This window comes from Dactylosporangium sp. NPDC000521 (assembly GCF_042898305.1).
Classification (GTDB): domain Bacteria; phylum Actinomycetota; class Actinomycetes; order Mycobacteriales; family Micromonosporaceae; genus Dactylosporangium.
In genome coordinates this window covers 141,497-163,511 of sequence record NZ_JBIAYW010000016.1, presented here as the reverse complement: position 1 = coordinate 163,511, position 22,015 = coordinate 141,497, and the positions used below count along the sequence as shown (strand labels likewise).

The 22,015-nt window shown below is 74.2% G+C and carries 24 protein-coding genes; 11 read left to right on the top strand and 13 right to left on the bottom strand.

The window, feature by feature from the left end; all coding sequences use genetic code 11:
• Positions 1-39 precede the first annotated feature (39 nt).
• Entirely contained in the window at positions 40-2,286 is a 2,247-nt protein-coding gene (locus ACFY3L_RS39255) for a PAS domain S-box protein (protein WP_389336436.1), read from the top strand.
• A 32-nt stretch (positions 2,287-2,318) separates the two neighbouring features.
• Positions 2,319-2,801: a DUF6069 family protein gene (locus ACFY3L_RS39250; RefSeq protein ID WP_389336433.1), complete on the top strand. Its 483-nt coding sequence runs from the start codon at positions 2,319-2,321 to the stop codon at positions 2,799-2,801.
• Here ACFY3L_RS39250 and ACFY3L_RS39245 read toward each other — a convergent pair.
• Genes ACFY3L_RS39245 through ACFY3L_RS39235 form a run of 3 tightly spaced genes read right to left on the bottom strand, consistent with a single transcriptional unit; the run spans position 2,718 to position 5,396 of the window.
• Positions 2,718-3,386 carry a TetR/AcrR family transcriptional regulator gene (locus tag ACFY3L_RS39245; protein ID WP_389336430.1) on the bottom strand — a complete coding sequence of 223 codons (669 nt, stop codon included), beginning with the start codon at positions 3,384-3,386 and terminating at the stop codon, positions 2,718-2,720. The genes ACFY3L_RS39250 and ACFY3L_RS39245 overlap by 84 nt on opposite strands.
• Entirely contained in the window at positions 3,386-4,303 is a 918-nt protein-coding gene (locus ACFY3L_RS39240; protein ID WP_389336427.1) for a class I SAM-dependent methyltransferase, read from the bottom strand. The genes ACFY3L_RS39245 and ACFY3L_RS39240 overlap by 1 nt, the downstream gene beginning before the upstream one ends.
• Before the next feature lie 4 nt (positions 4,304-4,307).
• The gene (locus ACFY3L_RS39235; RefSeq protein ID WP_389336424.1) at positions 4,308-5,396 is read right to left on the bottom strand and encodes an ROK family protein; all 1,089 of its coding nucleotides are present in this window, start codon (positions 5,394-5,396) and stop codon (positions 4,308-4,310) included.
• A 41-nt stretch (positions 5,397-5,437) separates the two neighbouring features.
• Between ACFY3L_RS39235 and ACFY3L_RS39230 the strand changes: the two genes are divergently transcribed.
• Positions 5,438-6,670, top strand: a complete 1,233-nt coding sequence (locus ACFY3L_RS39230; RefSeq protein WP_389336421.1) for an MFS transporter — start codon at positions 5,438-5,440, stop codon at positions 6,668-6,670.
• Between the two features lie 243 nt (positions 6,671-6,913).
• Here ACFY3L_RS39230 and ACFY3L_RS39225 read toward each other — a convergent pair whose 3' ends face one another.
• A complete protein-coding gene (locus tag ACFY3L_RS39225) occupies positions 6,914-7,657 on the bottom strand; it encodes an NADPH-dependent F420 reductase (protein WP_389336418.1) in 744 nt (247 codons plus the stop codon).
• 44 nt (positions 7,658-7,701) lie between these two features.
• Here ACFY3L_RS39225 and ACFY3L_RS39220 point away from each other — a divergent pair, with 44 nt between their 5' ends.
• Positions 7,702-8,190, top strand: a complete 489-nt coding sequence (locus ACFY3L_RS39220) for a hypothetical protein (RefSeq protein ID WP_389336415.1) — start codon at positions 7,702-7,704, stop codon at positions 8,188-8,190.
• 5 nt (positions 8,191-8,195) lie between these two features.
• Here the strand turns inward: ACFY3L_RS39220 and ACFY3L_RS39215 are convergent, their stop codons facing one another.
• Together ACFY3L_RS39215 and ACFY3L_RS39210 are read right to left on the bottom strand one after the other, a co-directional pair.
• On the bottom strand, positions 8,196-8,678 hold the full coding sequence (locus tag ACFY3L_RS39215) for a DUF6069 family protein (protein WP_389336412.1): 483 nt from the start codon (positions 8,676-8,678) through the stop codon (positions 8,196-8,198).
• 38 nt (positions 8,679-8,716) lie between these two features.
• On the bottom strand, positions 8,717-9,697 hold the full coding sequence (locus tag ACFY3L_RS39210; protein ID WP_389336538.1) for a helix-turn-helix domain-containing protein: 981 nt from the start codon (positions 9,695-9,697) through the stop codon (positions 8,717-8,719).
• 49 nt (positions 9,698-9,746) lie between these two features.
• Between ACFY3L_RS39210 and ACFY3L_RS39205 the strand changes: the two genes are divergently transcribed.
• Complete coding sequence (locus ACFY3L_RS39205) at positions 9,747-10,616, top strand: hypothetical protein (RefSeq protein ID WP_389336409.1); 870 nt, start codon at positions 9,747-9,749, stop codon at positions 10,614-10,616.
• A gap of 46 nt (positions 10,617-10,662) precedes the next feature.
• Complete coding sequence (locus ACFY3L_RS39200; protein WP_389336406.1) at positions 10,663-11,454, top strand: TVP38/TMEM64 family protein; 792 nt, start codon at positions 10,663-10,665, stop codon at positions 11,452-11,454.
• Here ACFY3L_RS39200 and ACFY3L_RS39195 read toward each other — a convergent pair.
• Together ACFY3L_RS39195 and ACFY3L_RS39190 are read right to left on the bottom strand one after the other, a co-directional pair.
• Entirely contained in the window at positions 11,421-12,014 is a 594-nt protein-coding gene (locus ACFY3L_RS39195) for a hypothetical protein (RefSeq protein WP_389336403.1), read from the bottom strand. The two genes, ACFY3L_RS39200 and ACFY3L_RS39195, sit on opposite strands and share 34 nt — an antisense overlap.
• A 44-nt stretch (positions 12,015-12,058) precedes the next feature.
• Complete coding sequence (locus ACFY3L_RS39190; RefSeq protein WP_389336400.1) at positions 12,059-13,018, bottom strand: EamA family transporter; 960 nt, start codon at positions 13,016-13,018, stop codon at positions 12,059-12,061.
• A 47-nt stretch (positions 13,019-13,065) separates the two neighbouring features.
• Between ACFY3L_RS39190 and ACFY3L_RS39185 the strand changes: the two genes are divergently transcribed.
• Both ACFY3L_RS39185 and ACFY3L_RS39180 read left to right on the top strand, forming a co-directional pair.
• Complete coding sequence (locus tag ACFY3L_RS39185; protein ID WP_389336397.1) at positions 13,066-13,566, top strand: MarR family winged helix-turn-helix transcriptional regulator; 501 nt, start codon at positions 13,066-13,068, stop codon at positions 13,564-13,566.
• Between the two features lie 263 nt (positions 13,567-13,829).
• Positions 13,830-14,363 carry a hypothetical protein gene (locus ACFY3L_RS39180; protein ID WP_389336394.1) on the top strand — a complete coding sequence of 178 codons (534 nt, stop codon included), beginning with the start codon at positions 13,830-13,832 and terminating at the stop codon, positions 14,361-14,363.
• A gap of 202 nt (positions 14,364-14,565) precedes the next feature.
• Here ACFY3L_RS39180 and ACFY3L_RS39175 read toward each other — a convergent pair whose 3' ends face one another.
• Genes ACFY3L_RS39175 through ACFY3L_RS39165 form a run of 3 tightly spaced genes read right to left on the bottom strand, consistent with a single transcriptional unit; the run spans position 14,566 to position 17,627 of the window.
• A complete protein-coding gene (locus ACFY3L_RS39175) occupies positions 14,566-15,216 on the bottom strand; it encodes a 4'-phosphopantetheinyl transferase family protein (RefSeq protein ID WP_389336391.1) in 651 nt (216 codons plus the stop codon).
• A gap of 23 nt (positions 15,217-15,239) precedes the next feature.
• Complete coding sequence (locus tag ACFY3L_RS39170; protein ID WP_389336388.1) at positions 15,240-16,514, bottom strand: PLP-dependent aminotransferase family protein; 1,275 nt, start codon at positions 16,512-16,514, stop codon at positions 15,240-15,242.
• Positions 16,515-17,627 carry an alpha-hydroxy acid oxidase gene (locus ACFY3L_RS39165; RefSeq protein ID WP_389336386.1) on the bottom strand — a complete coding sequence of 371 codons (1,113 nt, stop codon included), beginning with the start codon at positions 17,625-17,627 and terminating at the stop codon, positions 16,515-16,517.
• A 64-nt stretch (positions 17,628-17,691) separates the two neighbouring features.
• Between ACFY3L_RS39165 and ACFY3L_RS39160 the strand changes: the two genes are divergently transcribed.
• The 3 genes from ACFY3L_RS39160 to ACFY3L_RS39150 are packed head-to-tail and all read left to right on the top strand — an operon-like array spanning position 17,692 to position 20,209.
• Entirely contained in the window at positions 17,692-18,390 is a 699-nt protein-coding gene (locus ACFY3L_RS39160; RefSeq protein WP_389336383.1) for an SGNH/GDSL hydrolase family protein, read from the top strand.
• 2 nt (positions 18,391-18,392) lie between these two features.
• The gene (locus tag ACFY3L_RS39155) at positions 18,393-19,328 is read left to right on the top strand and encodes an alpha/beta hydrolase (protein ID WP_389336380.1); all 936 of its coding nucleotides are present in this window, start codon (positions 18,393-18,395) and stop codon (positions 19,326-19,328) included.
• Positions 19,313-20,209 (top strand): aminoglycoside phosphotransferase family protein, encoded by an 897-nt coding sequence (locus ACFY3L_RS39150; protein WP_389336377.1) that lies wholly within the window; start codon positions 19,313-19,315, stop codon positions 20,207-20,209. Before ACFY3L_RS39155 ends, ACFY3L_RS39150 begins: the two co-directional genes overlap by 16 nt.
• A 722-nt stretch (positions 20,210-20,931) precedes the next feature.
• On the opposite strand, the gene ACFY3L_RS39145 is transcribed toward ACFY3L_RS39150, so the two are convergent.
• Together ACFY3L_RS39145 and ACFY3L_RS39140 are read right to left on the bottom strand one after the other, a co-directional pair.
• A complete protein-coding gene (locus ACFY3L_RS39145; protein WP_389336374.1) occupies positions 20,932-21,711 on the bottom strand; it encodes a 2-hydroxy-acid oxidase in 780 nt (259 codons plus the stop codon).
• A gap of 2 nt (positions 21,712-21,713) precedes the next feature.
• A complete protein-coding gene (locus ACFY3L_RS39140) occupies positions 21,714-21,998 on the bottom strand; it encodes an acyl carrier protein (RefSeq protein WP_344502406.1) in 285 nt (94 codons plus the stop codon).
• Between the last annotated feature and the right edge of the window lie 17 nt (positions 21,999-22,015).

Below are 22,015 nucleotides of genomic sequence, written 5' to 3'. Positions count from 1 at the left end.
GAAACTTGCCAACCGTCCGTTTTGATCATCTTACTCTGGGTGAGTAGGCGGACGTGCGGGGGCGGTCAGGTGCGGTGGACGGAGGCGCTCGCCAGCGGCCTGCTCGAGGTGGCGCCGGACGCGATCGTGGTGAGCGACGGCGACGGTGAGATCGTGTTCGCCAACGCCGCGGCCCGGGCGATGTTCGGCACCGACGACCTGGTCGGCGCCTCCGTCGACGTGCTCGTGCCGCCCTCGACGCCGACCATGACCGAGCGGGTCCGCTCGTACCTGGGGGTCCTCCAACCCGACCGCCGCCAGGGCCAGCCGCTGCGGGCGGTCCGCCGCGACGGCTCCCAGTTCTCGGCCGAGGTCGTCCTCTCCGTCGTCGAGGGCCACATCTTCGCCGTCCTGCACGACCTCACCGGCGCGACCGGCGTGGACCGGGCCCGGTCGCTGCTCGCCTCGATCGTCCAGTCGTCGCACGACGCGATCATCTCCACCGACCTCGACGGCATCGTCCTGTCGTGGAACCCGGGCGCCGAACGGCTCTACGGTTACACCGCCGGGCAGATGCTCGGCCGGTCGAAGGACCTCATCATCCCGCCGGAGCACCGCGCCGACGAGGCCGAGATCCGCTCGATCGTCGCCGCCGGCGGGCGCGTCGACCCGTACCGGACGCTGCGGGTCCGGGCCGACGGCTCGCTCTTCACCGTGTCGATGCTGGTGTCGCCCCTCGAGGGGCCTGACGGCCGCACCATCGGCGTCACCACCACCACCCGCGACATCAGCGAGCGCGAACGGGCCGAGGCCCAGATGCAGGCGGTCATCGACGCGGCCCCCGACGCGCTCGTCGGCGTCGACGAGCGCGACCGGGTCGCCCTGGCCAACGCCCAGGCGGAGCGGCTGTTCGGCCACCCCCGCTACGACATGCTCGGCATGCCGGTCGCCCGCCTGCTGCCGGAGGGTGCCCGCGTCGACGGCTGGACCGGCCCGGCCGCCCGCCGCCGCGACGGCACGCTCCTGCCGGTCGACATCACCCGCAGCGTCCTGCCCACCGACGAGGGCGTCATCACGCTCGCCGGCATCCGCGACGTCACCGAGCAGATCGCCGCCGGCGCCGAGCAGGAACGTCTCCGGGCCGAGGCCGACCGGCAGATGGACGAGGTCCGCCAGCAGCGCACCCAGCGCCTCGAAAGCCTCGGCCAGCTCGCCGGCGGCGTCGCGCACGACTTCAACAACCTGCTCGCCGTCATCCTCAACTACGCCGAGTTCATCGTCGAGGACGGCGCCGGCACCCCGTTCGAGGAGGACGCGAAGCAGATCCTGCGGGCCGGCCAGCGCGGCAGCGAGCTCACCCACCAGCTCCTGGCCTTCGCCCGGCGGGAGGTGATCCGGCCGGTGCCGCTGGACGTCAACCGGGTCATCGCCGAGATCGAGCAGATGCTGACCCGCTCCATCGGCGAGCACATCGAGCTCGGCACCGCCCTGGCCGACCGGCTCCCCACCGTCGTCGCCGACCCCGGCCAGCTGGAGCAGGTCCTGGTCAACCTCGCCGTCAACGCCCGCGACGCCATGCCCGAGGGCGGCCGGCTCACCATCGACACCGGCACCGTCACCGTCGACGACGAGCACTCCCTGACCCGCGACGGCTTCAAGCCCGGCCTGTACGTGCGGCTCCGCGTCTCCGACACCGGCACCGGCATGCCCCGCGACGTGCAGGACAAGGCGTTCGAGCCCTTCTTCACGACCAAGCCCAGCGGCGCCGGCACCGGCCTGGGCCTGGCCACCGTCTACGGCATCGTCGTGCAGGCCGGCGGCACCGTCCGCCTGTACTCCGAGCCCGGCCTCGGCACCACCATCACCATCCTGCTGCCCGCCAGCGACGCCGAGCCGCTCCACACCGGCGGGCAGCCCTGCCCCGGCCGCCCAGCCGGCCAGGGCCAGACGGTCCTCGTCGCCGAGGACGAGGAGGCGCTGCGTGAGGTGACCACCCGCATCCTCGGCCGTGGCGGGTACACCGTGCTCGCCGCCGCCGACGGCGCCGACGCGCTCGAGGTCGCCGCCGCCCACGACGGCCCCATCCATCTCCTCCTCAGCGACGTCGTCATGCCCGGCATGCTCGGCCGCGTCCTCGCCGAACGCCTCCACCGGCAGCGCCCCGAGACCAGGGTGCTGTTCATGTCCGGCTACGCCCAGCCCGTCCTCACCAGCAACGGCATCCTCGACCCGGGCGTCCACCTCGTCGAGAAGCCCTTCACCGGCGCCGACCTCCTCGCCGCCGTCGCCGAACAACTCGCGCCCTGAATTTCTTCGGTGGGGTTGTCGATCGGGGGTGGGTGCCGTTCGACCTGTGGTCAGGGACCGGCACCGCGCCGGTCATCTCACCACCGGAGGTCACCATGTCCGCGACGTTCACCACCACCACCACCGCCCGTCCCCGCACCACCACCACCGCGCTCGTCGTGACCGGTCTCGCCGCCACCGCCCTGGCCAGCGCCGCCACCACGGCCGTCGCCGCCGCCGGCACCGCCGCCGGGATCAGCCTGGACATCAGCGGCGAACCCATCCCCGTGCCCGGGTTCGCCACCCTCACCGCCGTGTTCTCCCTCATCGGCGTCGTCCTCGCGGTCGCCCTGTCCTACAAGGCCCGCCACCCCCGCCGCACCTTCACCCGCACCACCATCACGCTCACCGCACTGTCCCTCGTCCCGGACGCCATCGCCGACGCCACCACCTCAACCAAGGCCCTGCTCATGCTCACCCACCTCATCGCCGCCGCCATCGTCATCCCCGCCATCGCCCGCCGCCTGAATGCCTGACCCGTCAGCCGGGCGGCTGCCGGGCGGCGGTGGCGGGGTGAGGGCGGCGCGGAGGAGGTGTTCGGCGGTGGTGGCGAGGGCGGCGTGGTCGAGGGTGTCGTCGAGGACGGTCTGCAGGAGGAGGCCCTGGTAGATGGCGATGAAGATCCTGATGACCGAGTCGGCGTCGACGCCCGGTGGCAGTGCGGTGCCGGCGAGGAGGCGGGCGGGGCGGTCGATGCCGGAGCGGACCAGGTCGCGGATGCGGTCGGAGCGGACGGTCTCGGCCCAGACCTGCAGGGAGAGCTGGCGGGCGGCGCGGGTGCCGGGGTCGCCGAGGTCGCGGAGCAGGGCGGTGTACGCGGTGACCGGGTCCTCCTCGCGGAGGCGGCGCTCGCGCTGTTCGTGGCGCTCGGTGGCGATGGCGGCGATCATGTCGTCCTTGTTGGTGAAGTACCGGTAGACGAGGCCGGCGCTCACGCCCGACTCGCGGACGATGTCCTGGACGGAGGTGCGGTGGAAGCCTTCGCGGGCGAAGCAGGCGGCGGCCGCGTCGAGGATCTGCCGGCGGCGGGCGGCGAAGTGGGCGTCGTCGACCTTCGGCATCAGCCGGCCACCGGCCCGGTCTCCGAAGCGGCCCCGGTCACCGAAGAAGCGCCGGTCACCGAGGCCCTGGCGACGCGGTAGAACTCAGCGGTCGGCTCGGCGGCGTGGCGGGGCGCGGGCAGCAGCAGCGCCGCGGCCGCGCGGGCCGACAGGTCCTCCTCGAGCCGGAGGCCGCGGGCGGCCAGGTAGGCGGGGACGGCGACGGGGTCGAGACCGAACGTCCAGGGCTCGCCCTGGCGGCGCACCGCGGCGTGCCACTCGGCGGCGCCCGGGAACGTGGCGGTGCCGTCCAGGACGCCGCGGTCGACGTACGTGAAGATGACGGTGCTGCCGGCGGGGCACAGCGTGGCGAGGGCTCGCAGGGTCGCGTCGACGGCGTCGGCCGACAGGTAGTTGGTGACGCCTTCCCAGATCACGACGGTGCGCAGCGTGGGATCGAGGCCGGCGGCGCGCAGGACCGTGGCGAGGTCGTCGGTGATGAGGTCCGCCGGGGCGAACACGACACCCGGCCGGGCGTGGCGGCCGAGGCGGCGCCGCTTCGTGGCCTGGGTCGCGGGGTGGTCGACCTCGAAGTACGTGGCGCCGGGGGAGAGGCGGTGGGTGCGGCTGTCGAACCCCGCGCCGAGCAGCACCACCTGACGGGCGCCTCCGGACAGCGCGGAGCGCAGCCAGCGGTCGATGAGGGCGGTGCGGACCACCGCCGAGGCGCGCGGGCCGCCGGACCAGCGCCGGTCGATGTACCGCACCAGCGCCGCGTGCACCCCCGGCAGGCGGCACAGCGCGACCACGGGACGGTGCCGCGGGGCGAGGAGGCGCCACGCCAGGGGGTCGCGGAAGAGGCCCCCGCCGGGCCGTGCCGACTCCAGGGCCCGGAACCCCGCGACGTGCTCGGCGGTGCGGCTGCTGCGGTCGATCACGCCGTCAGAATAATGAACGAACACCCATTTTTGAAGGGATGCCATACGCGGCGTCGAGGACCTGCATTGCCGCGCCGGCCGCGATGACGTCGGCGCCGAGCTCGGCGAGCGTGACCGAGACGTCCAGCCAGTGTGAGGTGGGGATCGCGTCGCGCGTGGCGGTGCGGTACACCTCGGGAAACCGCAGCAGGTCGGCACCGGCGAGCACGATGTGACCGACGTCGGTGGTCTGCAGCAGGTTGACGATGCCCGCGGCGAGCACCCCCGCGGCGTCGTCCACGCGCCCGTCGGCGAAGGCCGTGTCGTGCAGGATCTCCAGGCAGCCCGCCCGCCCGCAGACGCAGCGCGGCCCGTCGAGCTGGAGGACGGTGTGCCCGAACTCGCCCGCGTTGGTGTGCGCGCCCCGGTAGGCGGCGCCGCCGAGCCACAGCCCCGCGCCGACACCGGACTCGACCATGATCAGGGCGCCGTCGCGGAAGGCGGGTCCGCGCCGCCACGCTTCGGCCGTGACGCCCGCCGTGACGTCCTTGTCCAGGTGTACCGGCAGCGCCAGGGCCTCCTGTGCGAGCTGCCGCAGCGGCACGTCGTGCCAGTGCCGCAGCCGGTGCGCGTCCCGGACGATGCCGGCGGCGTGGTCGAGCGGCCCGACCATGCCGATGCCCACCCCGACCAGGTCCTGGCTGGCCGGCATCGAGGACTGGAGCGCGTCCAGGAGCTGGCCCGGCGTGAAGTCGGGCGGCAGCGGCACGACCCGCGAGGCGAGGACCGTGCCGGCGAGGTCGGTCAGCACGGTGCGCAGCGTGGTGCGGGCGACGTGCACGCCGACCGCGTGGCGGCTGCCCGGCACCAGCCGGTAGATGCTGGCCGGCTTGCCGACGCCCTGCCGGCGCAGCCCGCACACCTCGACGAGGCCCTGCTCGACGAGCCGGCCGAGGACCTTCGACACGGCCTGCGGGGTCAGCCCGGTCGCCTCGGCGACGCCGGCCCGGTCGAACTCGGCCCGGGTCCGCGCGAGCGCGACGACGAGCGACTCGTTGTAGTCCCGCAGGTGCTCGAGATGCACGCGAGCAGGTGCCGCGCCGGGCGTGTCCATCACCACAGTGTATTACGCAACAGCGTTGCTAAACTGCCCGCATGGACCACCTGACCGCGTCCCGGCGCTGGACGGCCCTGCTCGCCCTCGCGCTGGGCGGCTTCGCCATCGGGCTCACCGAGTTCGTCGCGATGGGGCTCCTGCCGGACATCGCCCGCAACCTCCTGCCGTCCCTCTATGCGCAGTCCAGCGCGAAGGCCGTCGCGCATGGCGGTTGGATGATCACCGTGTACGCCCTGGGCGTCGTCGTCGGTGCGCCCACCATCGCGGCCCTGACCGCGCGGGTGCCGCGCAAGCGTCTCGTCGTGGGGCTGCTGGCGCTGTTCGCGGCCGGGACGGTCGCCTCGGCGCTGGCCCCGACGTTCGAGCTGGTGCTGGCCGCCCGGTTCGTCGCGGCCCTGCCCCACGGCGCCTACTTCGGCGCCGCCGGCCTGCTCGCCGCCGCCATCATGGGCCCGGGCAACCAGGCGAAGGGCTTCGCGGTCGTCCTCGGCGGCCTCACCGCGGCCAACCTCGTCGGCGTTCCCGCCATCACGAGGCTCGGCCAGACGGCGAGCTGGCGCACCGCGTACATGGTGATCGCCCTCATGTTCGTCCTGACGCTCCTCGCCGTCGTCGCCACCGTGCCCGCGGTCGCCGCCGCGGTCGACGGCTCGCCCCGCGCCGAGCTGGCCGCGTTCCGGGCGCCGCAGGTGTGGCTCGTCGCCGCGGTCGCCGCGCTGGGCTTCGCGGGCTTCTTCGCCATCGACAGCTACATCGCGCCCGTGACCACCCACGTCGCCGGCCTGCCCGCCGGCACCGTCCCGTGGGTCCTCGTCGCCGTCGGCCTCGGCATGACCGTCGGCAACGCCGCCGGCGGCTACTTCTCCGACCGTGACCTGCGCCGCAGCATCCTCGGCGGGTTCGCCATGTTCATCGCCGCGATGGTGGTCTTCGCCCTCGTCGCGGGCTCCACCGCGGGCCTGTTCGCCGGCGCCTTCCTCATCGGCGCCACCGGCCTCTTCCTCGGCCCGGCGATGCAGTCGCGCCTGATCAGCGTCGCCCCCACCGCCCAGCTGATGGGCGCCGCGGTCAACCAGTCCGCCATGAACATCGCCAACAGCCTCGGCGCCGCCCTCGGCGGCCTCGTCATCGCCCGCGGCTGGGGCTACCTCGCCCCCGCCTGGGTGGGCGTCGCCCTCGGCGTCGTGGGCCTGGCCCTGGCCGCCGTCAGCTTCGCCGTCGAGGACCGCACCACCCCGGCCGCTCCCGAGCCGGCGCTCAGCGTCCGCTGACCGGCGGGTGCGATGATCGCCGGCAGGCCTGAGCATGGGCTGGCCGGCGTGTGGCGCAGGATCTCATCCGTGGCGAGGGCAAGTCGTGGGTGGTGTTCGCGTCCGGGACCTCGGTTCAGGCCCCCGTGCGGGATGGCGGGGCTCGGCTCAGGCCCGCGTGCGGGATGGCGGGGCTCGGTTCAGGCCCGCGTGCGGGGTGGCGGGGCTCGGTTCAGGCCCGCGCGAGGGGTGGCGGGGCACGGTTCAGGCCGTGGTGGGCTTCGCCGCGGCGAGGGCATCGCGCACGACCTGCGCGCTCGCCGGCGTGCCGGGAAGGGCGCCGTACGCGCCGTAGGGGCTCACGTAGACCGGGGTGTCCCGCTGCGTGCGCCAGTTCTCGGCGAGCGGGCCCGCGTCCACGGTGTCGAAGCCGAGGCCGTCGAGGAGCTCGGTGACCGCCTGCTTGGCGGCCGCGTCGTCACCGGCGATCGGCAGCGCCGACCGGTCCGCGCTGCCCGCCGGGCGGGCCAGGGACCGCAGGTGCTCGAACCAGATGTTGTTGAACCCCTTCACCACGCGGGCCTCCGGGAGGTGCCGCTGCAGCAGCTCGCCGGTGGTGGTGGAGCCGTCCTCCAGCTCGTCGAAGACGCCGTCACGCTCCGGGTAGTAGTTGTTGGTGTCGATGACCACCTTGCCCGCGAGCGGTTCCGCCGGGACCTCCCGGTAGGCCCGCAGCGGCACGGTCACCACCACGATGTCGCCGGCCGCGGCCGCCTCCGCGGGGGTCGCGGCGCGGGCCTTCGGCCCCAGCTCGGACACCAGGTCCTGGAGGGTCTGCGGACCACGCGAGTTGCTCAGCACCACGTCGTGACCGGCGGCGACCGCCAGCCGCGCCACTGTGCTCCCGATGTTGCCACTGCCGATGAGCCCGATCGTCGTCATGTCAGCACGAACCCCGGTGCTCCTCGGCCGATTCCGGCCCGCGGCGGACCGTGACGGGCGGCACACCGGCCGGGACGACCAGTGCGGGACCTCGGCGATAGGATCTGAACGTGTTCAAAAACGTGCGGGGCGGGTCGTTGCTGCTGGCCGGGCTGGTCGGGTCGGTGGTGCTGCGCGGCGCGCTGCGGGTGGCGACGGTGATGAACGCGGCGCCGTTGCTGGGGCCGGTCCACTTCCTCACCATCGACGCGGTCGGCCGGTCCGCCGGGACGGCGGTCTGGGCCGGTGACATCGTCGCGTCGGTGCTGTGTGCCGCCGCGACGGGGATCGCCTGCCACGGGCTGCGCGGCGACCGGGCGTGGGCGTACCCGCTGGGCCGGGGACTGGCCTGGTTCTACGTCGCGGTCAACGCGGTCGCCGCCACGGTCTGTGGTGTGGCGATGCCGGGTTGGAGGCTGCTGGCGGTGCCGTTCGGGCTGTACGTCGTGTCGCTGCTGGTCGCCGTCGCCGCGCTTCGCCGGTTGGGGGCGGAGCGCGGGTCGGCGACGGTCGTCGGGATCATCAGCCTGCGCCGGGCGGCCGCTGCCGCGGGGCGTTGAGCCCGTCAGGCATTCAGGCGGCGGGCGATGGCGGGGATGACGATGGCGGCGGCGATGAGGTGGGTGAGCATGAGCAGGGCCTTGGTTGAGGTGGTGGCGTCGGCGATGGCGTCCGGGACGAGGGACAGTGCGGTGAGCGTGATGGTGGTGCGGGTGAAGGTGCGGCGGGGGTGGCGGGCCTTGTAGGACAGGGCGACCGCGAGGACCACGCCGACCAGGGAGAACACGGCGGTCAGCATTGTGAACCCGGACACGGGGATGGGCTCGCCGCTGATGTCCAGGCTGATCCCGGCGGCGGTGCCGGCGGCGGCGACGGCCGTGGTGGCGGCGCTGGCCAGGGCGGTGGCGGCGAGACCGGTCACGACGAGCGCGGTGGTGGTGGTGCGGGGACGGGCGGTGGTGGTGGTGGTGAACGTCGCGGACATGGTGACCTCCGGTGGTGAGATGACCGGCGCGGTGCCGGTCCCTGACCACAGGTCGAACGGCACCCACCCCCGATCGACAACCCCACCGAAGAAATTCAGGGCTACTGGCGGGCGAAGGTGCGGCGGTGGGTGGTCGGGGTGATGCCGCGGCGGGCGGTGAAGTGGTGGCGCAGCGTGTCCGGGCTACCGAGGCCGGCGCGGGTGGCGATCGCGTCGACGGGCAGGCCGGTGGTCTCCAGGAGCTGCTCGGCCAGCCGCAGCCGCTGGTCGAGCAGCCAGCGGTGCGGGGAGGTGCCGGTGACGTCCTTGAACCGGCGGGCGAAGGTGCGCGGTGACATGTACGCCCGGGCCGCGAGGGCCTCGACCGGCTGCGGGGCGTCCAGGTTGGCCCGCATCCAGTCCAGCAGCTGCGCCAGGTCGTAGTCGTCGGGGGTGGCCGGCACCGGGGCCTCGACGTACTGGGCCTGGTCGCCGGCGCGGTGCGGCGGGACCACCATGCGCCGGGCGAGGGCGTTGGCGGTGGCGGCGCCGAACTCGCGGCGGATGATGTGCAGGCAGGCGTCGATGCCGGCGGACGCGCCGGCGCTGGTGACGACCGGGCCGTCCTCGACGTAGAGCTTGTCCGGCTCGAGCAGCACCCGGGGGTGCCGCGCGGCGAGCCGGTCCGCGAACTGCCAGTGCGTGGTGGCCCGCCGGCCGTCCAGCAGGCCCGCCTCGGCCAGGGCGAACGCGCCCGTGCACACCGACAGCAGCGTGGCGCCCCGGTCCGCGGCGGCCCGCAACGCCGAAGCGACGCCGGCCGGAAGCGGCGGAGCGGACGGCCACGCGGGGATGGTGACGAGGTCGGCGCCGGCGATGCGGTCCAGGTCGTGGTCGACGCCGACCGGGAAGCCGGACGTCGTCGGCAGCAGGCCGGGCGTGGCCGAGCACACCGCGAAGTCGAAGCGGGGCAGCCCGTCCTCGGACCGGTCCAGGCCGAAGACCTGGCAGACGATGCCGAGCTCGAACGCGGCCACCTGGGTGCCGACGACCGCCACGACATTGCGCACGGCGATCAGTATGGCAGATTCTTCCGGCACCATGGCATTCCTGCCACTGCCGCGTTCCAGCACCGGCGGCGAGGCTGGACGCATGCCTCAGTCAGTTCTGCCGCTGCCCGGCGGCCGCCCGTACAGCGTCGTCGCCGCCGCGCCCGGTCCCGGGCCGCATCAGTGGGCCGGTGCCCCCGGCGCCACCCTGGACTCGGACGGGTCCGTCGTGCTCGCCTACCGGGTCCGCGGCGAGGACGACCACAACGTCATCGCCCGATCCGCCGACGGCGCGCGCTTCACGACCGTCGCGGTGCTCAGGAAGGAGCTGTTCGGCGCGTCGATGGTCGAGCGCCCCGCGATCGTGCGCCTCGACGACGGCACCTGGCGCCTGTACGTGTGCTGCGCCGTGCCCGGCACGCCACGCTGGTGGATCGGTGCGCTGGAGGCGCCCACCCTGGAGGAGCTGCCCGCGGCGGCGGTCGTGCCGGTGTTCCGCGGCGACGACGTGACCGCGGTCAAGGACCCGGTGATCCGCCGTGACGGCGACCGGTGGCAGGCCTGGATCTGCTGCCACGAGCTGGACGTGCCGAGCGAGGAGGACCGCATGCACACCTCGTACGCCACCAGCGGCGACGGTCTCGAATGGACCTGGCACGGCCGGGTGCTGGCCGGCCGGCCCGGCGAGTGGGACGCCCGCGGCGCCAGGCTGACCAGCGTCCTGCCGGACGGCCGGGCCCTCTACGACGGCCGGGCCAGCAAGGAGGAGAACTGGTTCGAGCGCACCGGCGTCGCCGCTCCGGCCGAGCCGGGCCGGCCGGGGGTCACTGTGGGGCTCACCGCGGTGCCGGACGCGCCGGTGGTCGACGTGCGCTACGTCGAGGTCCTGACCCTGCCGGACGGCGGCAGGCGGCTGTACTACGAGGCTCGCCTGCCCGACGAGAGCCACGAGCTGCGCACCGAGCTGCTCTGACGGCCGCCGGAGCGCGGGGAGCCGCGGGTGGCGGCATGATGGGATCATGACGGTTCGTGCTGGGCTGCTGCACGTCGCCGGGCTGCTCCTGCTGGTGGCGATGGTGGTGGCGGCGGCGGTCCTCATCGGGGTGCCCGACCAGCAGCGGCTGCGTGAGGACGTCCTCGGGCTCGGGTGGTGGGCGCCGGTCGCGTTCAGCGTGTTGTACGCCGTGGTGTCGCTCTCGCCGTTGCCGAAGACGGTCTTCACACTGGCGGCGGGGGCGTTGTTCGGGGTGCCCGCCGGGGTCGCGATCGTCGTCGGCGGCGCGATGCTCGGGGCGGTGGCGGCGTTGCACCTCGGGCGGTTGCTGGGCCGGGACACCGTGCGGTGGCTGACCGGTGGCCGCCTCGACCGCCTGGACAGCCTGCTGGCCGGCAACGGGCTGCGCACGATCGTGGTCGCCAGGCTGATCCCGGTCGTGCCGTTCACCGCCGTGAACTACCTCGCCGGCCTGACGTCGGTGCGGCTGCGCGACTTCGTCCTGGGCACCCTGGTGGGCATCCTGCCGGCGACCACCGCGTACGTCACCGTCGGCGCCTACGGGTCGCAGCCGGGGCACTGGCCGATGTGGGCGGCCCTCGCGACGCTGCTGGTGCTCACCGTCGGCGGGCTCGCCGCCGAGCGCCACCGCCGCCGCCGCGCGACCGCGACAGCGGCCCCGGCCGGCGATCAGGCCGTCGACCAGGCCGTCGACCAGGCCGTCGACCAGGCCGTCGACCAGGCCGTCGATCAGGGCGTCGATCAGGTGCCGGCGGACGACGATCAGGCGTCGGCGGGCTCGCGCAGCAGCGGGTGAGCCGCCGCGGCGACGAGGTGCACCACGAGCGCAGCGGTGGTCCAGCCGGCGAGGGGCGTGCCGTGGACCTGGAACTTCGAGGCCACCTCGGGCGCGAACGCGGCGAGCGCCGCGAGGATCTCGAAGCGCAGCACCGCCACCGCGGCGAGCGCCCCCACGGCGACGGCGCACGCGACCGTCCACAGGTGCGCCGGCAGTCGCTTGACCGTGCCGACGACCGCGAACAGCCCGATCGCGACCACGCAGGCGATGGCGAACCCGTCCAGCATGCCGGGGATCGCGTGCTCCAGCGCCGAACGGGCGGTGGCGTGCGCCCCGTCGCCGTACGTCTGCAGCATCGACGCCTCGCCGCGGGCCGTGACCCGCCCGTCGGGGAACAGGTCCACGTCGAGGCGCCGGGCCGGGTCGGCGTCGTGGTTGCCCCGGGCGGTGCTGAGGCCGTGCACCGTGCAGGTGGCCCAGGCGCCGGTGGTGAGGCCGACCAGGGCCACCGCCGCGCCCACGACCGCTGTGGCGGCCAGCGTCCGGCCGGCCCAGACGCGCCAGACTTCCTCGGCCACGATCCCCCCGGCGCATGCGGCCCGAACCCATCGGAGGTGTCAGGCTACCGGTACATCAGTGATCGCCGCTGCCCGTGCACCGCTCGCTCGGTCCGGGTCACCGCCGTGGTGGCGGCCTCGCTGGAGGTGGGCGCGGATCGGGTGCCCACGACGACGGCGGTGAGGACGGCGGCGGCGCCGAGCAGCTGGCCGGGGGAGAGCGCCTGGTCCAGCGCGAGCCAGCCGAGCACCGCCGCGACGACCGGGCTGAGCAGGCCGAGCAGCGTGACCCTGGCGGGCGCGAGGGACGTCACGCCGCGGAACCACAGGAAGTAGGCGCCGGCGGTGCCGACCAGGGAGAGGTAGCCGAAGCCGGCGGCGTTGGTCCACGTCAGTGCCGGCGGAAACCCCTCGACGAGGAGCATCACCGGGGCGAGCAGGGCGCCGCCGACGGTCAGCTGCCAGCCGGTCAGCGCCAGCAGCGCCGTGCGGCGGTCCGGCAGGCCGGGTGGGGTGCCCCAGCGGCGGCCCAGCACCGTGCCGAGGGACATCGACACCATGCCGGCGGCCGCGGCGGCCAGGCCGATCGGGTCGAGGGCGGCGTCGGAGCGCAGCACCAGCAGCGCCACGCCGGCCACGCCCACGGCGCCGGCGAGCAGGACGCGCACCGCGGGGCGCTGGCAGAGCAGCGCGAACGCGAGCGCCGCCACCACGAACGGGCCGAGCGCGCCGAGCACGGCCGCGATCCCGCCGGGCAGCCGGTAGGCGGCGACGAACAGCAGGGCGAAGAACAGGCCGATGTTCAGGAACCCGAGCACCGCCGCGCGCCACCACCAGGCGCCGGACGGCAGCCCGCGGCGTCCGGCGACGGCGACCGCGGCCCCGGCCAGCAGCAGCCCGGCCGGCAGCGCGCGCAGCGTCCCGGCGAGCAGCGGGCGGCCGTCGGGCAGCAGCTCCGTGGTGACGAGGTAGGTGGTGCCCCACAGCGCGGGAGCGACGGCGGTCGCCACGGCAAGGTTCCTCATAGCTAAGTAGCTTAGCACTAAGCTACTTACAAGCAAGATGTGCGAGGATGGTGGATGTGGCAGACGACGTCGACCGGATCGTGGAGCAGTGGGCCCGCGAGCGACCGGACCTGGAGACCGAAGCGATGGCTGCGTTCGGTCGCGTGTACCGCCTGGCGAAGATCGTCGGCGACCGGCAGGAGCGCGTGTACGGGGCGCTCGGACTCAGCCGCGGCGAGTTCGACGTGCTCGCGACGCTGCGCCGGTCGGGCGAGCCGTTCCAGCTGTCGCCGAAGGCGCTGACCTCGTCGCTCATGCTGACCTCGGGCGGGATGACCGGCCGCCTCGACCGCCTCGAGCGGGCCGGGCTCGTCGCCCGCTCGCCCGACCCCGCCGACCGTCGCGGCCTCGTCGTCACGCTGACCGGCGCCGGCCGGACGCTCGTCGATGAGGCCGTCGCCGTCGGCCTGGCCGAGCAGCGGGAGGTCTTCGAGCGGCTGCCCGAGCCGCGCCGCCGCCAGCTCTCCGCGCTGCTGCGCGAGCTCCTCGCCGCCGCCGAGGAATCCTGAAGGTCCACAAAGGACACGATGTTTGAGGGTCCCGCGGACCGGCAACCAAGACAGTGCAAGCCCTCAGCTTCCGTACTGCCCTATCGACTGCGGAGGCGAGCGGAGCCACGAGCGGTGGGCCCCGGCACACGACGCCGGGGCCCGCCGTCGTTCTCCGCGCGTTTTCTGTCGCACCCGGTTTTCCGCGTACTTTGTCGCGCTCGGTTCTCCGCGCGTTTCTGTCGTACCCGGCACGTAGCGTCTGTCGTACCCGGTGCGTAGAGGTGCGGCTCGGCGCCGCCGCACCGCCCGACGCCGTCGCCCGGCTCACCGCGCAGGGGCTCGTCGTCACCGGCGACAACGGCGTCTCCGTCACCCAGGCGCGGCTCGCCGCGCAGGGACCCGCGCTCGCCGTCTGGTTCCACGTGCTGTCCGGCATCCTGGCCGTCGTCCTCGGCGCCGGCGGCCTCGTCATCGCCGTCGGCCGCCGCGAACGCCTCGCCGACGTCGCGGCCCTGCGCGTCCAGGGCCTGAGCCGCAGGGCGGCCGCGCGGACCCAGCTGTGGACGTACCCGGTGCTGGTCGCCACTTCCGGTGTCCTCGGCCTGGCGACCGCCCTCATCGCGTGGCGGCTGACGGGCTGGGCGCTGCCCGTGTTCGGGGAGGACCTGCCTGGCTTACCCCTGCCGCACTGGCCGGGCCTCGTCCTCGTACCGTCGACGTGGCTGCTCGCCGTGGTGCTGCTGACGACGGTCGCCGCCGTCGCCGCCGCCCGTCCACGACCCGCCGCGCCCGCCGTCGCCGCGTCCCGCCCCTGACCGCGCTCCGCACCGGCGCGGGGGGCACCGAAGGCTCGACGAGCTCCGCCATGGGTCGACATCCCAGGCCACGTACGCCGAGCTGTCCGAAGTGGACCTTCCGGTGTTCCGGTGGGCCGACTCGTGCGCCGGGCAGGTGTTCACCCCGGAGGAACGGCCTCCCGGGCGGCGTTGCCCGAGCGGCTTGCCGACGCCACGGGAATCAGCCGTGGGCATGCTGTGTGACGGTGAACGGGGCGGAGCCCGCCAGGGCGACCGCCGCCCGGAAGCCCTCCGGGGCGGCGAGGTCCGCGATCCGGAACGGGCCGTCATGGTCGACCACCACCGGGGCGGGCCCGGCGACCGGCGTGGCCAGGCCGCGGGTCAGCCGCGCCCCGGCCGCTTTGACCAGGGACTCCTTGCGGGCCCACAGTTCGGCGAAGCGTTCGTGCCCGTCGGCGCCCGTCACCAGGCCGGCCTCCGCGGGCGGGTAGAAGCGCCGGGCCATCGCGGCGCAGTCGAGGGCCGGCACGACCCGCTGCAGGTCGACCCCCACGGGGCGGTGCGGCGACACGGCGACCATGACGAGGTCGCCGGAGTGTGACAGGTTGACCTCGACGCCGGTGTACGGGCCGCTCAGCGACGGCTTGCCGTTGGGGTTGCGGGTCCAGTGCAGCCCGGCCGGCGGGGCGTCCAGGACCGCGCCGACGAGGCGGCGGGTGACGGCGTGCGCGACGATGAACCGGCGGCGGTCGATGGCGTGCACGATCGACGCGTGGCGGCGCCGCTCCTCGGCGTCGAGCAGCGCGAACATGGCCGGCAGCGCGGACTCCGGCACCCGCGCGTCGGCCAGCCAGACGTCGACGGTGTCCACGACGAGGACGCCCCCGGACCTTGTCAGACCGAGGCGAGGAACCCGGCGAAGCGCCGGACGCCCTCGTCGATCTGCGCCGGTTCGAGGGCGCTGCACGACAGCCGGATCGCGTGGCTGCCGCCGTCGCCCAGGTAGAAGAAGCGCATCGGGGTCCACAGCACGCCGTGCTCGCGGGCCGAGATCTCCAGCAGCTCCTCGGTGGCGTCCACCGGCACGTCGACGACGACGAAGAAGCCGCCGCTGGGGCTGTTCCAGCGCACGGGCCCGCCGCTGAAGTGCCGCTCCAGGGCGGCGAGGAGGGTCCGCAGGTTCCGCCGGTAGAACTGGATCTTCGCCTGGTTGGCGCCGCGGATGCTGAAGCCGCTGTCCAGCAGCATCCCGCCGACGACGGCCTGGGAGAGGGCGGAGGTGTTGACGGTGAGCATGCTCTTGACCGTCGACAGCTCCTCGGCGAGGACGGTGCGGCGCCCGGCGGCGTCGACGACCGGCTGGTCCGCGACGAGGAACCCGACCCGCACGCCCGGGAAGTACGACTTGGCGAACGAGCCGAGGTAGATGACCCGCTGGTCGGTGTCCAGGGACTTCAGCGTGGGCCGCGGCTCGTCGTCGAGGCCGAAGAGGCCGTACGGGTCGTCCTCCAGGATCAGCAGGTCCGCCTCGGCGGCGACGTCGAGCAGCGCCCGGCGGGTCTCCACCGGCAGCGACACACCCGACGGGTTGGCGAAGTTCGGCACCAGGTACAGGGCCTTCGGGGTGCGGCCGCCGGCCCGTACCGCCGCGGCGACCTCACGAACCGTCGAGGGCCGCAGCCCGTCGGGCGACTCCGGCACCGGCACCACGTCGATGCCGAGGATCCGGGCGGCGCCGGTGAAGCCGACGTAGCACGGCTCGGCGGCGAGGACGACGTCGCCGGGGCCGGCGCACAGGCCGCGCAGCGCGATGACCATCGCCTCCTGGCAGCCGGCGGTCACCATGACCGCCTCGTCCGGGACGCGGATGTCCTCGTCGACGTCGAGCATGCGGGCGATGAGGCCGCCGATGTGGCCGTTGGTCCGCCCGTACATGGTGAGCAGCACCCTGCTCTGCGCGTCGCTGACGCCGCTCTCGCGCAGGTGCGTCAGGTACGCCTGCAGATGCTTGTCGACGTCGGCGGCGGAGTGGAACTCGTCGAACGGCCGGCCCGCGGCGAGCGAGATCGCGTCGGGGAACCGGCCGGCCACCTCGTTGAGGAAGTTCATCGAGGTGGACACCGGGTCGGAGACCGACACGTGCAACGCCTCGCGGGACAGCTCCACCATCTACAGTTCGCCTCCAGGTCGGGCCCGCACCACCGACCGGTCCAGATCGGCGAGGCGCGGGCGGCCGGCGAGCGCCATCGCGTGCGCCAGCTCATCGGTCGTCGTGCGCAGCAGTCCTTCGACCCCGTCGGCGCCGCCGGCCGCGAGCCCCCACAGCGGCGGCCGGCCGAGCAGCACCATGCGGGCGCCGAGCGCGAGCGCGACGAGCGCGTCGGTGCCGCGGCGGACCCCGCCGTCGAACAGCACCGGGATCGCGCCGGCGACCGCGTCGACGACCTCGGGCAGCGCCTCGAGGCTGGCGACGGCACCGTCGAGCTGGCGGCCGCCGTGGTTGGACACCACGACCCCGTCGGCGCCGTGCTCGACGGCCAGGGCCGCGTCCTCCGCGGTCAGGATGCCCTTGAGCACGATCGGCAGCCGGGTCTGCGACCGCAGCCAGGCCAGGTCGGCCCACGTGACGGCGGCGTCGAAGGACTGGGCGGCGTGCTCGGCGATCGCGGAGTGGCCGACGTCGCTGTGGTGGGTGAGCGCCATGACCGCCGCGTCGATGTTGACGGCGGCGACGTCACCGCCGATCGCGAACCCGTTGCGCATGTCGCGCCAGCGCCTGCCGATGCGCGGCGCGTCGACGGTGAGCACCAGCGCCGTGTAGCCGGCGTCCTCGGCCCGCCGGATCAGCCCGGTCATCACCTCGCGGCGGCGGAACCAGTACAGATGCAGCCACAGCCGCCCGTCCGACGCCGCCGCGATGTCCTCGAGGGACCTGCTGGCGAAGACGCTCACCACGAACAGCGCGCCGACGGCGCTCGCGCCCCGCGCCGTGGCCACCTCGCCCTCGGGGTCGACGAGCCGGTGGTACGCCGTGGGCCCGACCCCGATCGGGGTCCGGAGGCCGGCACCGAACACCGACACGGCGGTGTCGACTGTGGACACATCGGTCATGACCCGGGGCCGCAGCCGCAGCCGGTCGAACGCGCTGACGTTGGCGCGCAGGGTGCGCTCGGACTCGGCGCCGCCCTCGATGAAGTCCCACACGTCGGCGTCGACGAGCTCCCGGGCGAGATGCTGATAGTCGGAGGCGGTCAACACCGGTCCGGTCTGAGATCGTGTCACCGGCGCTCCATAGGCGGTAGCCTATCGGAACCACGCCACGACCGACAGGAGCCGAAAGGCTTGCATGGGCACGGAGAGCATGCTGACCGCCGAAGTTTCCGACCCGTTCTGCCTCGCCGCCGGCGAGGCCGCCGCGCTCCTCGCCGGGCATCCGTGGCACCGGTTCGCGATCCTCGGTGACAGCGTCGCGGAGGGCCTCATCGACCCCGTCGACGGCTACCACCCGCTCGCGTTCCCCGACCGGGCGCGGGCGGAGCTCCTGCACGAGCGCCCCGGCCTCGCGTCGGTGAACCTGGGCCGGCGCAACCTGCGCGCCGCCGAGGTCCTCGCCACGCAGCTCGGGCCGGCGCTGGAGTTCCGGCCGGACCTGGCGCTGGTCATCTGCGGCGCCAACGACGCGATGCGGCCCGGCTACGAGTCGCGCGCGGACGACGTCGACGCGACGCTGACCGCGATCGTCCGGCCGCTGCAGGACGCCGGCGCCCAGGTCATGACCGTGTCGTTGTTCGTCATGCCGGAGTACCCGTCGATGCCCGCCTGGCTCGGCCCCGCGTTCTCCCGCAGGATGACGCTGCTCGGCCGCCGCACCGCCGCGCTCGCCGCGTCGCTCGGCACCATCCACGTCGACCTTGCCACGCACCCGGCGATCGCCCTCGGTGAGGTCCTCACCGGCGCCGACGGCCTGCACGGCAACGGCCGCAGCCACGCCATCGCCGCGGCGGAGATGATCCGCCGCCTGTCCCGCGAGATCCAGGGAGCGTAGAGATGCCACTCGACCCGCAACTGCAGGCGATGCGTGACCGGCGCGAGCGCGACGGCGTCACCCCGCTGTACAAGATGACGCTCGAGGACGCGCGCGCCGAGGACCTCGCGTCCATCAAGGCCGGCGCCGGCGACCCCGAGCCCGTCCACGAGGTCACCGACCACTGGATCGACGGGCCCGGCGGCCGGCTGCAGGTCCGGGTGTACCGTCCGTCCGCCGACCGCCCGCTGCCCGTCCTGATGTACTTCTACGGCGGCGGCTGGGTCCTCGGCACGATCGACACCGCCGACGGGATCAGCCGCACCCTGGCCAACAGCGCCGGCTGCCTGGTCGTCGTCCCCGAGTACCGGCTCGCGCCCGAGCACCCGTTCCCGGCGGCGATCGAGGACTGCTGGGCCGCCGTGCAGTGGGTCGCCGGCAACGCCGGGACGCTCGGCGCGGACCCGGCGCGGATCGCGGTCGGCGGCGACAGCGCCGGCGGCAACCTGGCCGCGGCCGCGACCCTCATCGCCCAGGAGGCCGGCGACCTCACCCTCGCCGGCCAGCTGCTCGTGTACCCGAACACCGACCAGCTCGCCGACGACGAGTCCATGCGGGACAACGGCGACCCGTACCTGTTCAACCACCACTCCGTCGCCTGGTACCGCAGGCACTACCTCATCGACCCCGACGACGCCGAGAACCCGCTCGCGTCGCCGCTGCGAGCCGAGACGCTGAAGGGCCTGCCGCCCGCGCTCGTCATCACCGCCGAGTACGACCCCCTGCGCGACCAGGGCGAACGCTACGCGAAACGGCTCGCCGACGACGCGGTCCCCGTCACCCTCGCCCGCTACGACGGCATGTCCCACGGCTTCTTCGCGATGACCGGCGTCGTCGACGGCGCCCGCGTCGCGCTCGCCCAGGCCGCCGCGCAGCTTCGGGCGTGGTTCGGATCCTGACGACCCTGTTCCGTAACGTCACCGGCGTGTGGGGCGCCGCGGGCGAGCGCTGGCTCGCCGACCTGCCCGCCCTGCTCGACGGCCTCGCCGCCGACTGGGATCTCGTCCTCGGCGCGCCGTACGACCTCACGTTCCACTACGTCGCGCCGGTACGGCAGGCCGACGGCACACCCGCCGTCCTGAAGGTCGGCTTCGAGCTGGAGGTCGAAGCGGCGGCACTGGCGGCGTTCGACGGCGGGGGCGCCGCCCGGCTGCTGCGGCTTGATGCGCCCCGGGGTGCCCTGCTGCTGGAGCAGGTGACCCCCGGCCACCGCCTCCGCGACCTGGTCCCGGCCGATGACCCTGCGGCGACGGCCGTCCTCGCCGACCTGATGCGGCAGTTGCACGTCCCGCCGCCGGCGTCGCACGTCCCGCCGCCGGCGTCGCACGGCCTGCCGCCGGTGCTGTCGCAGGTGGATGCCCTGGACCGGCACCGCGGTCCGGTCCCTGCCGACCTGGTCACACAGGCCGCGGCCCTGATGCGCTCGCTGTGCGCGACCGCTTCCCGGGAGGTCGTCCTGCACGGCGACCTGCACCACGACAATGTCCTCGCCGGCAGCCGTGCACCGTGGCTGGCGATCGACCCGCACGGCCTCGTCGGCGACCCCGGCTACGAGGTCGGCTCGATCCTGTTCAACCCGTTCCCCGACGACCGCGACCCGGCGCTGACCGCCCTCGTTCCCGCCCGGCTGCGCCAGCTGTCCTCGGCCCTCGGGCTCGCCGAAGACCGCCTGGCCGCGTGGGGCTTCGTTAAGGCCGTCCTGTCCTCGGTCTGGACCGCCGACTCGGGCGGCCCACTGAACCGCGCCCTCGACGTCGCCCACCTCCTGCGCCCCACCTGACCTGCGCCTTGGCCCGCAGCCCCGGCGGTCAGGTACAGTGCGTCATCGACTGGTGACGAGCTTAAAGATCAATTAGGTGGACTCAGGTACGGTGGAGTGGAACGGTCCGCCCGACACCTGGACCCGCCTTCTGAGCCCTGGAGGCGCCGGCCCGACGACGGCGTCCTGCCCTGAAACGTCAGCTGCCGGCAGCGCCCGCGCGCGTGGCCCACGTAGCGCGCGAGGTCCACGTGGCGCGATCGGCGCGCGCCCGGGTAGCGCAAACGGCACGGACCCGTATGGGCGTGGCGCTTGGCCTTAGCTGAGGACCGCCGCGCACAGCCCCAGCCGGCCGCGTCCGCGTCCGCGTGACGCCCCGGCAGGCGGCGTCCGCGTACTGCCCCCGACGGGCGGCAGCCGCGTAGTGCCCCGGCGGCGGCCCCGGCGGGCGGCAGCCGCGTAGTGCCCCGGCGGCGGCAGGCGGCAGGCGGCAGCCGCGTAGTGCCCCGGCGGCGGCAGGCGGCGTCCGCGTAGTGCCCCCGGCGGGCGGCAGCCGCATCCGCGTGACGCACGGCGTCGGCCGGAGACGGCATGCGCGCGGCCCGATCGCCGCGCCCGTGGCGCAACGGCACCGACCGCATGGGCGCGGGGTCAGCCGAAGGTCGCCGCGCACAGATAGCGCAGGATGGGCGCGGGGTCAGCCGAAGGCCGCCGCGCACAGATAGCGCAGGATGGGCGCGCGGTCAGCCGAAGGCCGCCGCGCACAGATAGCGCAGGGCGGGGTCGTGGTCGGCGACCGCGATCCTGCCCGCCGTCGCCAGGTCGAGCCCGGCCAGGGCCTCCCACACGCCGGTCATCGGTTGGGCGGGGTCGGCGAGGATGACCCGGTCGGCCTTCACGTCGTCGGCGAGCGATGCCAGGCCGCCGCCGAGGATCACGGTCGTCGCGGACAGGCCGTCGAGCACGCTCAGCGAGGGCGCCGCGTCGGGCAGGGTGGTGACCGTCGTGAGCGGGGCGGGGGAGGAGGCCGACAGGTGCAGGGCGATGCCCGCGTGGGCGGCGGGCAGCGACAGCGGCACGCCCGGGTCGTAGGGCAGGTCGGCCTGTTCGACGGCGAGGAGCAGCGCCTGCGGGTGGGTGGCCGCGTAGGTCCGGATCAGCGACAGCGCGGTGAAGGCCGCCGTGCGGCCCTGGTCCGAGACGGCGAAGGACATCGGCTTGCCGGGGCACACGTGGGTCAGGTACGTGCTGACGGCGCGGCCCGGGGAGATGTCCGGCACGTCGTAGGCGAGCACCAGCAGGTCGACCGGCGAGGAGGGCAGCAGCGACTCGGCCATCTCGCCGTACGACTGGCCGGCGGACGAGTCCCGGGCCAGGGTGAGGTCGAACGGGGCGAGCAGGTCGGTGAGGTACGTCGACAGGCGCGCGGCATGCCCGGTGTCAGAAGCGAGCGCGGCCGGCGACGGGAACCGGCGCGACACCGCGCGCCGGAGGCCCCAGCGGTCGTCGTGGAGCGCGGGCATGCTCACTCTTCCGGCAGCAGGTTTCCGGCGACGTAGTCGGCGAGGCTGCCGACCGTCTCGAAGTTGTCGCGGCCCATGTCCTCGACGCTGATCTCGCGCTCCAGCTTGTCCTCCAGCTCGAGGACCAGCTCCAGGCCGGTGGTGGAGCTCATGCCGAGGTCGTCCATGAGCGTGGTGGTCTCCGACGCGCCGGTGACCTCCCGCTTCAGCACACGGGGCAGCAGCTCGCAGATCGTGTCGACGACCTGCTGGCGCAGGTCCGGGTCGATGGTCGTGGTGTCGCTCATGACAAACCCCTTCAAAA

What these genes read in the sequence shown, in the direction of transcription:
- ACFY3L_RS39245 (WP_389336430.1), bottom strand. Translation starts at nt 3,386, where the DNA reads ATGCCGAAGGTCGACGACGCCCACTTCGCCGCCCGCCGCCGGCAGATC.
- ACFY3L_RS39235 (WP_389336424.1), bottom strand. Translation starts at nt 5,396, where the DNA reads ATGGACACGCCCGGCGCGGCACCTGCTCGCGTGCATCTCGAGCACCTG.
- ACFY3L_RS39230 (WP_389336421.1), top strand. Translation starts at nt 5,438, where the DNA reads ATGGACCACCTGACCGCGTCCCGGCGCTGGACGGCCCTGCTCGCCCTC.
- ACFY3L_RS39210 (WP_389336538.1), bottom strand. Translation starts at nt 9,697, where the DNA reads ATGGTGCCGGAAGAATCTGCCATACTGATCGCCGTGCGCAATGTCGTG.
- ACFY3L_RS39205 (WP_389336409.1), top strand. Translation starts at nt 9,747, where the DNA reads ATGCCTCAGTCAGTTCTGCCGCTGCCCGGCGGCCGCCCGTACAGCGTC.
- ACFY3L_RS39200 (WP_389336406.1), top strand. Translation starts at nt 10,663, where the DNA reads ATGACGGTTCGTGCTGGGCTGCTGCACGTCGCCGGGCTGCTCCTGCTG.
- ACFY3L_RS39190 (WP_389336400.1), bottom strand. Translation starts at nt 13,018, where the DNA reads ATGAGGAACCTTGCCGTGGCGACCGCCGTCGCTCCCGCGCTGTGGGGC.
- ACFY3L_RS39185 (WP_389336397.1), top strand. Translation starts at nt 13,066, where the DNA reads ATGGTGGATGTGGCAGACGACGTCGACCGGATCGTGGAGCAGTGGGCC.
- ACFY3L_RS39170 (WP_389336388.1), bottom strand. Translation starts at nt 16,514, where the DNA reads ATGGTGGAGCTGTCCCGCGAGGCGTTGCACGTGTCGGTCTCCGACCCG.
- ACFY3L_RS39160 (WP_389336383.1), top strand. Translation starts at nt 17,692, where the DNA reads ATGGGCACGGAGAGCATGCTGACCGCCGAAGTTTCCGACCCGTTCTGC.
- ACFY3L_RS39155 (WP_389336380.1), top strand. Translation starts at nt 18,393, where the DNA reads ATGCCACTCGACCCGCAACTGCAGGCGATGCGTGACCGGCGCGAGCGC.
- ACFY3L_RS39145 (WP_389336374.1), bottom strand. Translation starts at nt 21,711, where the DNA reads ATGCCCGCGCTCCACGACGACCGCTGGGGCCTCCGGCGCGCGGTGTCG.
- ACFY3L_RS39140 (WP_344502406.1), bottom strand. Translation starts at nt 21,998, where the DNA reads ATGAGCGACACCACGACCATCGACCCGGACCTGCGCCAGCAGGTCGTC.